This is a genomic window from Rhodococcus sp. EPR-157 (assembly GCF_001647195.1).
Lineage (GTDB): Bacteria > Actinomycetota > Actinomycetes > Mycobacteriales > Mycobacteriaceae > Rhodococcoides.
The window spans coordinates 18,915-27,878 of record NZ_LVCV01000151.1 but is presented as its reverse complement, the minus strand read 5'-3'; the positions used below and the strand labels follow the sequence as shown (position 1 = coordinate 27,878).

The window sequence follows — 8,964 nt, the reverse complement described above, 5'->3', positions numbered from 1 at the left end:
TTCTGCGGGTGCGTCTGCTTCACCCGGGATGGCAATGAACGCGAGATCGGCGGCAGTAAGTCGCAAGGCCTGCTCGGCGACCTTTCGAAGAACCTGATCGGTGGCGGTGCCACTCAACAGATCGGTCGCGATATCGCGGGTAGCCTCCAGCCAGGATTGTTGTGTGCGCGCTTGGCTGTACAACCGGGCGTTCTCGATAGCGACACCTGCAGCGGATGCGAGCGCTTGCATCACCGCCTCGTCGTCCTCGGTGAACGACTTTCCGTTGTTCTTTTCGGTCAGATACAGATTTCCGAATACTTCGTCGCGAACTCGAATCGGAACACCGAGGAACGTATTCATCGGTGGGTGTCCAGGTGGAAAACCGATCGACGACGGATGATCGGAGAGCCGGTCGAGACGGAGGGCTTGCGGCTGGTCGATCAGCAATCCCAGTACACCGCCGCCGGTAGGCAACGGTCCAATTATTTCGGCCGTCTCGCTTTCGATGCCGTGAAATATGAAAGCGCTCAGCTCACGGTTGTGGCCGCGTACACCCAAAGCTCCGTAGCGAGCGTCGACGAGCTCGACGGCCGAGACAACGATCGACCGCAGAGTTTCCTCGAGGTCCAACCCCTCGGAGATGGCAAGCATCGAGTGAAGCAGACTGTCGAGCTGCTCACGCGCATCTACGATCTTTCCCAGCCGCTCCTGGACCTCTCCCAATAGTTCCCGGAGGCGTAGCTGAGACAGTGTTCCGCTCAGTTCGCCGGTGAATGTCTTCCCGGTGTCGCCATGGTTTCCGACCACAGCAACAGTATGGCCGAGTCGCCGCTCCGATGCGACGTATCTACGTCATCCCTCCAGTTTGGATGCGTACACAGCAGCTTGCGTCCGCCTTTCCATACCGAGCTTGGCCAGCAGTCGCGACACATAGTTCTTTACCGTCTTCTCGGCGAGAAACATCCGCTCGGCGATCTGCCGATTGGTCAACCCTTCCCCGAGCAGCGCAAGCAGTTTGCGCTCTTGGTCGGTGAGCGAAGCCAGTGGGCCCGTGACGGACGTGTCCTCGGAGGCCCGCAGCTTCCGCATCAGCGCCGCGGCTGCACGATTGTCGAGCAAGGACCGTCCGAGTCCGACGTCCTTGATCGCCTTGGTCAGGTCCATGCCCTTGATGTCCTTGACGATGTAACCCATCGCGCCGGCAAGAATGGCGTCGAGCATGGCTTGGTCCTCGGTGAACGAAGTCAGCATCAGGCACCGCAGCTCAGGCATGCTCGACATCAATTCGCGACACAGTTCTACGCCATTGCCGTCGGGTAGCTGCACGTCCAAGACCGCAACGTCAGGGCGCAAGGCAGGTATGCGAGCGAGGGCATTGCTGACCGTGCCCGCTTCTCCGACTATGGACAGTTCGGGGTCGGACTCGATGAGATCGATAAGACCCCGACGGACGATCTCGTGGTCGTCGACCAGAAAGACAGTGATCACCGCGACTCCTTCCATGCGCTCGTCTTGCCAGCATACGGTTTTCCGTTGCTGGGACACTGTTGCCGAAGTGCTCGTGTTTCGGATGACGTACGGCCCTTTCGCCTATGTGAGATCGGCGACAACACTGGCCTCTGCCATTGCTCTCGCAGTGGGCCATTGCTCTCGCAGTGGGGATGTATAGGAGTGATGATGAGCGTTCAGCCGGAGTCGGCGGTAGTGGAGATGCTGGTGGAACTTGCGTGCCGTGCGCCGTCGGTTCACAATAGTCAGCCTTGGAAGTGGGTGTACTCCGACGGCTATCTCAATCTGCATACGGACCGGTCGCGTCTGCTGGAGTCGATCGATCCGCTGGGCCGCCAGATGGTGATCAGTTGCGGGGCCGCCCTGGATCATCTGACTACCGCGGCGGCGACATTTCGATGGTCCACCGAGGTGGGCGAACTGCCATTTCCCGGTTCTCCTGATCATCTCGCGCGTGTTCACTTCGTCCATGGTGCGCATCCACAGTCGCACGAGTTCGACCTGTTGACCGCGATCAGCCGCAGGCGGTCCGATCGCCGGCCATTCGGCCCTGTTCCGGATGGCAGCGTCCTCACGTCGACAATGCAACGGGCTGCGGACAATCATGGCGCGACGCTTACTGTCCTATCACCCGATGCAAGGGAAACTTTGGCCACCGCATCCAGGTTGAGTGCGGGCATCCGAAAGTACGACGCAACCTACCAAGCCGAGATCCGCTGGTGGGCCGGGCATGTGGTGGCATCGCGTGGGATACCGCCGAGTGCGCTCGCGGATCGGTCCGAGTCGGCGAACGTTGATATCGGGCGCCAATTTCCAGAACCACGCCGAGTCGGTCTTCACGACCGGTCGGTCGATTGGATCGACCGTTCCAGTGTCGTTCTGCTCAGTACCGAGGGCGATCACCGTATCGACTGGTTGAAGGCTGGCCGAGCGCTCTCTCCGCTTCTGCTCGAATCCGCAGCAAGAGGACTTGCGACGTGTCCGCTGACTCATTTGACGGAACAGTCCGGCAGCCGGGCGCTGGTCGAATCGCTTGCACCCGAGGGTGGTGTGCCGCAGGTCTTGGTGAGGATCGGTACCCCGCCGACCGGCGGGGCGCCGAAACAGACTCCGCGACGACCGATCTCGAGTGTCCTCTCCATTAACAAGAGGTGATCGCCGTTCGCCGATCAGATCGCCGGAACGATGATGGTCGGGATTTCGGCGCGATGAAGGACCGCGCGACTGGTCGACCCTATGAACAGCGGCGAAATTGCACCGCGGCTGCGAGAGCCGACGACGATCAATTGAGCATCGGCGGCCATCTCGAGAACAACGCGTGATGGATAGTCCTCGATCGCACACGTCGAAACCTGTACTGCCGGATACTCGTTGCCCCACGCTCCGGCGACCTCGTCCATCCAGAGTTTCGCTGCGCCTGCGGGATCCAGATGAGGGCCCCACTGCACGAACTCGCCGAAGGACGTACCTGGATGGAGAGCGGTGAAGGCGTGGACCATCCTCAGGCTGACGTGTCGCCGTGCCGCCTGATCGAAAGCGACAGCGAGAACTGCATTGTCGTGTGGTGAATGGTCGAGCCCGACGACTATGGGGGCGGAGTCGGCGTCCACCTGGGTGGTGTCGAAATGCTCCGGGACGATGACCACCGGACAGCCGGCCTGCGCGGCGACGGCACTGCTGACCGAGCCGAGGACCGCGCGGGCAAGCCCTCCCAGACCGCGCGTACCGAGCGCGATCAGCCGAGCATCCGGGCCGTAACCGATGAGGGCCTCGGCCGGCGGAGTCGACACGAGAACGGTCTCGATAGCCAGGGAGCCCCCGGCCACGGACTGGGCGACCGCCTGGGCGGTAGCCAGTGCCGAACGGGCGTGTGCGCTCGATGCGCCACCGCTGAGACGCGGTGCGTTCGATTGTGTTCCGCCTGACGCAACTCCTGCGTAGACGAGCGTCAATGCTGTCCCGTGTGTAGCTGCGTCGGCGGCAGCCCATCTCACCGCGACCTCCGAAGGCACAGAGCCGTCGACGCCGACGATTGTCCGCTTTGTCGGTGCACTGTCCTCGCTGAACGCACTGTCCGTGTGGGTCATGCTTTCATCCTTTCGATGCCACGTGTAACCCGACCAGGGTCACCGGTCCGGATGCCGTAGTGCCGAGTCCCTGACACCGGTGACGAAATGCTCTGTGCCGGTCTCCCTACGTCAGCGTGCAATGAAGGTGCATCCACGCCGGATGCAGCAACAGCGGACGCCGACATCGCGTCGGCACCTGCCTGCGCCGAAGACAGGGAGAGATCATGATTCTGGCAAATCATCAGAGGGTCGTCGTGGGTGTCGACGGTTCACCGAACAGTGCCGCGGCCGCGCGCTGGGCAGCGAACGTGGCCGAGCGCTTGAACGCCCCGCTGCACATCGCCAGCGCCGTTCAGGAGCCGACGTTCTACATGGCCGAGTCGGCAATGGTCATTCCTGCCGAAGTGTGGGAGGAACAACGACACACCGCCGACAAGCTCGTCGCGGACTTGTCCACGGCCGTTCAGGAGGCGCATCCGTCTCTGTCGGTGACAACAGGGGTGGACACAACATCGGCAGCAGTGATGCTGGTCGAACATTCGCGGACGGCTCGCGTGGTGGTGGTCGGCAACTCCGGTACCGGACTGTTGGTCTCGACCCTGCTCGGAAGTACAGCGAAACGGACGGTCGACAAGGCTGATTGTCCAGTGGTCGTGTGGCGAGCAGGAGATGCAGCAGTCGACGCGCCGATCGTGGTCGGTGTCGACGGAAGCGCCACGAGTGCCGCGGCGGTCGAGTACGCCTTCGAACTTGCGGCCGGTCTTGGGCTCCCACTCATCGCTGCGCACACCTGGAATGCGTTCTCGCTCGGTGGCGGTGTGGCACTGCCCGGCTTGGTCGACTTGACCACGTTGGAGAACGAGGAGTCCGCTCTGTTGTCGGAGAGCCTCGCGGGGTGGTCACAGAAGTACCCCGAAGTCGCTGTCGAACATGTATTGAGGCAGGGGAGCGCCGCTCACCTGCTGGTCGACCTGTCGAGACAGTCGCAGTTGGTGGTGGTCGGCAGTCGAGGACGGGGGTCGGCAGCACAGGCTTTGCTGGGCTCGACGAGCAGCAACCTCGCTCACCACGCGCACTGCCCGGTGATGATCTGCCGAGGAAAGTGACCGTACTATCGCCTCAATTCGTACTGAGCTGGGCGGCTTTCGCAGCCAGCGACTGCCCCCACTGCTCGGCACGTTCGACTTCGTGTGCCTTCAGATTCGATTCTGCATCGACCAGAAAGCTCTCGGGAGGAGCGACGATGTCGAGATGAACACGACGGAGCTTTCGAGCGATCACCTTCGATGCGCGGCCGGTCAGGAACGGCGACTTGTCGATTCGAGTGTCGAACGCGGCCGCCAGTCCGTTGGGCGACGGAGCCAACGTGGACAACCATTCCCGTAGGCCCGCACTCGATGCTCCGGCTTCGAGGTGCACTGTGCTGTCCGGTCGCGATGCGGCCACGATCGCCGCATCGCGCGTTCGCAACCGACTCATCCCGTGCACGTGGGTAGGTCCACCGACGACGAGAAGAGCGTACGTAGCGATGTCACATTCTCGCGCATGGGATGCTGGTACGACATCGACAGTGCCGCTGTGTTGCAATCCCCTGGCAATGGCTTCGGCGATGAGTCTGGTATTGCCGTACATGGATTCATAGATCACCAACGTGTTCATGGTGTGCCTTTCAATCGATGACGTGAAGTCGGTTCTGAACTGTCTCGACGCCGCGCGCCTCTCGGGCTGCCCTGCAGATCTCGTCGCTTTCGGCGATGGAGCGAGCAGTGCCTTCGAGAATGACATTTCCACCGCCGTCGGTCGAGATAGAGATGTGCTGGGCAGCCACTCGCGCGGCGTGCTCGAGTACTGCCTCGACATGTCGGGCGACATGCTCCGCCGCGGCGCGGGGGCTGACCTCGATCATGTTGCTCACCTTGCGAACTCCGTGCACGTTCGCAGCCGAACTTTCGGCTGCGGCGCGTTGGAAGTCCCAGAGCACGATTCCGGTCAGGAACACACATCCGTGAGTGACTGTGGTGTGCACCGAGTCCGTCGGTACATCTGAATTTCTGTCCAGCTCTGTGGCTACGTCACGGGCGATATCGGTGTCGTTCACAGGGCCGACTTCGTTTCGAACATTCATTTCACGGGCGACTGCCGAGACCCCGGAAACTTTCCACGCGGCGCGTTCGGCAATCTCGATTTGCGAGAAGTCCGCGACCTCGCCGGAAAGCGTCACGCTGCCATCGGTCACGGCGAGCCCGATGTGAGTGGTGTCGAGCTCAGGGGCCCAATGCAGCTCCAGCTCGACGCGGGCCTTGATTTCTGCGTCGCTGATGTGTGTTGTCGTCATGATCCGATGGTCGGGCACGTCGCATTCGGTTCCAAGGGTCATTGGTCCCTCACACCGCAGCAGTGGTCACCCTGTCGTGTTCACTGATGGGCCGCGGTCACTCCTGCGGTAGACCGGGCCGTGCTCGCAGCCAGACCGGGTCCGACGGGATGAGAACGACAGATCATCAATGGGCTGTCCGAGTGGAAGAGAAGCTGATGCACCGTCCGTCCGGTGATTCCCAGGAGCGGTAGCCGATCGTGTTCCGGTGGGCCCACTACGGTCAGTTGGGCAGCCTTGGACAGTGACACAGCCAATGTTGCGAGTGCGCCGTCTTGGCTGATGGAATCGATTCGGACGTCGGGCGTCTGCGCTTGCCATCGAGTGATGCGCCGTTCCAGGCCGCCGTCCGTGTCGCCTGCTTCGTCGGAGGACGCGATGATCATCGAAGTTCTGCGAATCCGAGCTTCTGCGGTTGCTGCCTCGACTATCGAGTCCCACTCTTCCCATACGTCGTCCGTTCCGGCGAGCACGGCAACTACGGGCAGTGCGTTGTGCTCGTCGGTCGAGACTGCGGTGCGGTAAGACTTGATGATTGCTACCGGACACGGCGCGGTAGCTGCGAGTTCGGCCGCTGTCGATCCGAGGACAAGTGAGCCCAGCATGCCGATTCCTACCGAGCCGACCACCAACAGGCTCGCGGACACGGCTTCGTGGCGCAGCACGGATTCTGGGGTGCCCTGTCTGTAGACGGGTTCCACGACGGGAGAATTGGGTTCTTCGGCCGCAGCAGCCGCTGCTGCCAGCAACGCTGCGTTGCCGTAGTCGCGGTCCACGTCCGGGGCGCCGAAGACCGGATCCAGGTCGTGACGCGGCGCGACATGCACGATTCTCAGCGGTACCCGTCTCGCGGAAGCTTCCCGAACTGCCCACCGAACAGCATCCAGTGCTGCGGTCGAGCCGTCGGTTCCGACTACTACTGAGGAAGGCGTTTGCGCACTGGCCATGGTCGTCTCCGTTGGCTCTCGGTCGTATGTGGTGGTGTCGACTGCGACCGTACATACGGGGTAGTCGTCGCGGCTGACGCCGAACGTCCCTTCTTGAAGGGTCCAAGGTCCTTGCATCGCCGGGCGCGCCGTCCTCGCAGACAACAGGCAGAGAGAAGGGCGAAAGTTCTCCACGATCAAGGTCCACCGACCCTGCGGGCACCCCATCGGGCGGCGGAGAATGTGCACATTCTCCGCTGTCGGGATGGCCCGACCGGGCAGTCCGTCATCGATGTGAAGGGCAGTAACGAATGGGCTTCATCCGGGTGGGCGCCACCGACTTCGACGGCACCGTGACAGACGGTGGCGCAATGTCGGTGACAGTGTTGCACGCGCTCGATCGACTTCGTCAGGACGGCGTCGTTCGAATCTTGGTGACCGGCCGAATTCGAGTCGAACTACTCGCGGGTTTTCCGGACATCGAGAAGGCCTTCGACGCAATGGTCTTCGAGAACGGGGCCGTAACAGTGGTGGGTGGGCGAACCAGATTGTTGGCACCACCCGTGGACCGGGAAGTTGCGCTCGCGCTCGACGCGAAGCACATCCCCAATCGGCGTGGGGAAGTGTTGCTGGCAACCGACGCAGTCCATGCCGGCGACGTTCTCGATATCATCGGCAGTCGCGGATTGGACACGCAGATGATTCACAATCGCGGGCAACTGATGGTGCTTCCCGCAGGGGTCACCAAAGGAACAGGTCTCGCCGCAGTGCTGTCGGAAATGAACCTGTCCTCGCACAACACGATTGCAATCGGGGATGCTGAAAACGACATGGCGATGTTCGACGTGGCCGAAGTCGGTATCGCGGTCGCCAACGCGGTTCCCTCCGTACGTCGCCACGCAGACATGGTGCTGGGCGTGGCGAACGGGGTCGGGATCGCAAGTCTGGTGGCCGGTCCGTTCATGACCGGATCGGAACGGTGGTGTCCGCCTCGTCGTTGGATCGAGATCGGCTTCTACGACGACGATACTCCGACGAAAGTGCCTGGGAGTCAAGCGCGAATAGTCGTTTCCGGTGAGAGTGGTTGCGGGAAGAGTTATCTCGTCGGGCTCATGGCAGAACGGTGGATCGAGGCGGGATACTGTGTACTTGTGATCGACCCCGAGGGTGATCACGCGCCCTTGCATCAACTGCATCAGGTGCGTGTCGTCGACTCCCGCAGCGCCTTGCCCGAGCCCCGAGATCTGGTCGAGACCCTCCTTTCTCCTTGGTCCAGTGCTGTCGTCGATCTGTCGGCGCTACCGGAGGATCAGAAGCCGTCGTATATGCAACGGCTGCGGGTGGCCGCCGAGGTGCAACGTGAGGAGAAAGGATTTCCGCACTGGGTCGTGGTCGACGAAGCGCACCTTCTCCGCGAAGACGACGAAGAGCCATGGATGAGACGCGGAGGGTATCTTCTGTCGTCGTGGCGTCCGGGACTCATGCCCTCGGCCGACGTCGAGAAGTCGGACATTCTGATCAACTGTGTGGCACAAGCCCGTCCCGTCGAACGGGTGCCGAAGGCGTCGTGGCGAGCCAGCATACAATTCGGTTGGGCCGCACCGACATCGTTCTTCGTCGCCAGTCGACACACCACCCATGTGCGACATCGCCGAAAGTACGAGGACACCTCCTTGCCAGGGGACCGCTGCTTCTACTTCCGGAACACCGGCGACGGCCCCGCAGTCGCCGAGAACATCGCGCAATTCCGAATGCACCTGAGCCGACTGAACTCCGAAGTGTTGGAGTATCACCTGGAGCGACGAGATTTTTCGCGGTGGCTCGAAGGCACGATCGGTGATCGCGAGTTGGCATCGCAGGTTGCCGAATGGGAGGACCAACTGCAGGCCCACCGAGCAGCCGATCTCGAACGAATACGACGCCATGTCCTCACCGCCGTCGAAGAGCGCTACCTCTGAGGCTGCAGCGTCGATTGCGGGACGTTGGTCCTTGTATTGCAGACGGATGGCCCTCCTTCACGCGCGGTGACCGGCATAGCCTTTCAAAGCAATCACATCGAACTCGGTGACGCCCTGCGTCGCGAGGTCGGAGCCGTCACGATGCG

9 protein-coding genes are annotated in these 8,964 nt (G+C 62.0%); 3 read left to right on the top strand and 6 right to left on the bottom strand.

What is annotated here, in order from left to right:
• Positions 1-789: GAF domain-containing protein (locus A2J03_RS06210; protein ID WP_156520233.1), on the bottom strand; the 789-nt coding region annotated here is incomplete at its 3' end.
• Positions 790-834: 45 nt separating this feature from the next.
• Positions 835-1,470 (bottom strand): response regulator, encoded by a 636-nt coding sequence (locus A2J03_RS06205; protein ID WP_068370881.1) that lies wholly within the window; start codon positions 1,468-1,470, stop codon positions 835-837.
• 189 nt (positions 1,471-1,659) lie between these two features.
• Between A2J03_RS06205 and A2J03_RS06200 the strand changes: the two genes are divergently transcribed.
• Positions 1,660-2,646, top strand: coding sequence for an Acg family FMN-binding oxidoreductase (locus tag A2J03_RS06200; protein ID WP_331712359.1), 987 nt, complete (start codon positions 1,660-1,662; stop codon positions 2,644-2,646).
• Between the two features lie 14 nt (positions 2,647-2,660).
• Here A2J03_RS06200 and A2J03_RS06195 read toward each other — a convergent pair whose 3' ends face one another.
• Complete coding sequence (locus A2J03_RS06195) at positions 2,661-3,578, bottom strand: universal stress protein (protein WP_068370856.1); 918 nt, start codon at positions 3,576-3,578, stop codon at positions 2,661-2,663.
• A 206-nt stretch (positions 3,579-3,784) separates the two neighbouring features.
• Between A2J03_RS06195 and A2J03_RS06190 the strand changes: the two genes are divergently transcribed.
• A complete protein-coding gene (locus tag A2J03_RS06190; RefSeq protein ID WP_068370853.1) occupies positions 3,785-4,666 on the top strand; it encodes a universal stress protein in 882 nt (293 codons plus the stop codon).
• A 13-nt stretch (positions 4,667-4,679) separates the two neighbouring features.
• Here A2J03_RS06190 and A2J03_RS06185 read toward each other — a convergent pair whose 3' ends face one another.
• From A2J03_RS06185 to A2J03_RS06175, 3 genes are all read right to left on the bottom strand, one after another.
• The gene (locus tag A2J03_RS06185) at positions 4,680-5,219 is read right to left on the bottom strand and encodes a flavodoxin family protein (RefSeq protein ID WP_068370850.1); all 540 of its coding nucleotides are present in this window, start codon (positions 5,217-5,219) and stop codon (positions 4,680-4,682) included.
• Between the two features lie 10 nt (positions 5,220-5,229).
• Positions 5,230-5,895, bottom strand: a complete 666-nt coding sequence (locus A2J03_RS06180; RefSeq protein ID WP_197480638.1) for a BON domain-containing protein — start codon at positions 5,893-5,895, stop codon at positions 5,230-5,232.
• A gap of 80 nt (positions 5,896-5,975) precedes the next feature.
• Positions 5,976-6,881 (bottom strand): universal stress protein, encoded by a 906-nt coding sequence (locus A2J03_RS06175; protein ID WP_197480637.1) that lies wholly within the window; start codon positions 6,879-6,881, stop codon positions 5,976-5,978.
• Between the two features lie 290 nt (positions 6,882-7,171).
• On the opposite strand from A2J03_RS06175, the gene A2J03_RS06170 reads away from it, so the two are divergent.
• Positions 7,172-8,818: an HAD-IIB family hydrolase gene (locus A2J03_RS06170; RefSeq protein WP_068370842.1), complete on the top strand. Its 1,647-nt coding sequence runs from the start codon at positions 7,172-7,174 to the stop codon at positions 8,816-8,818.
• Positions 8,819-8,964: the final 146 nt, after the last annotated feature.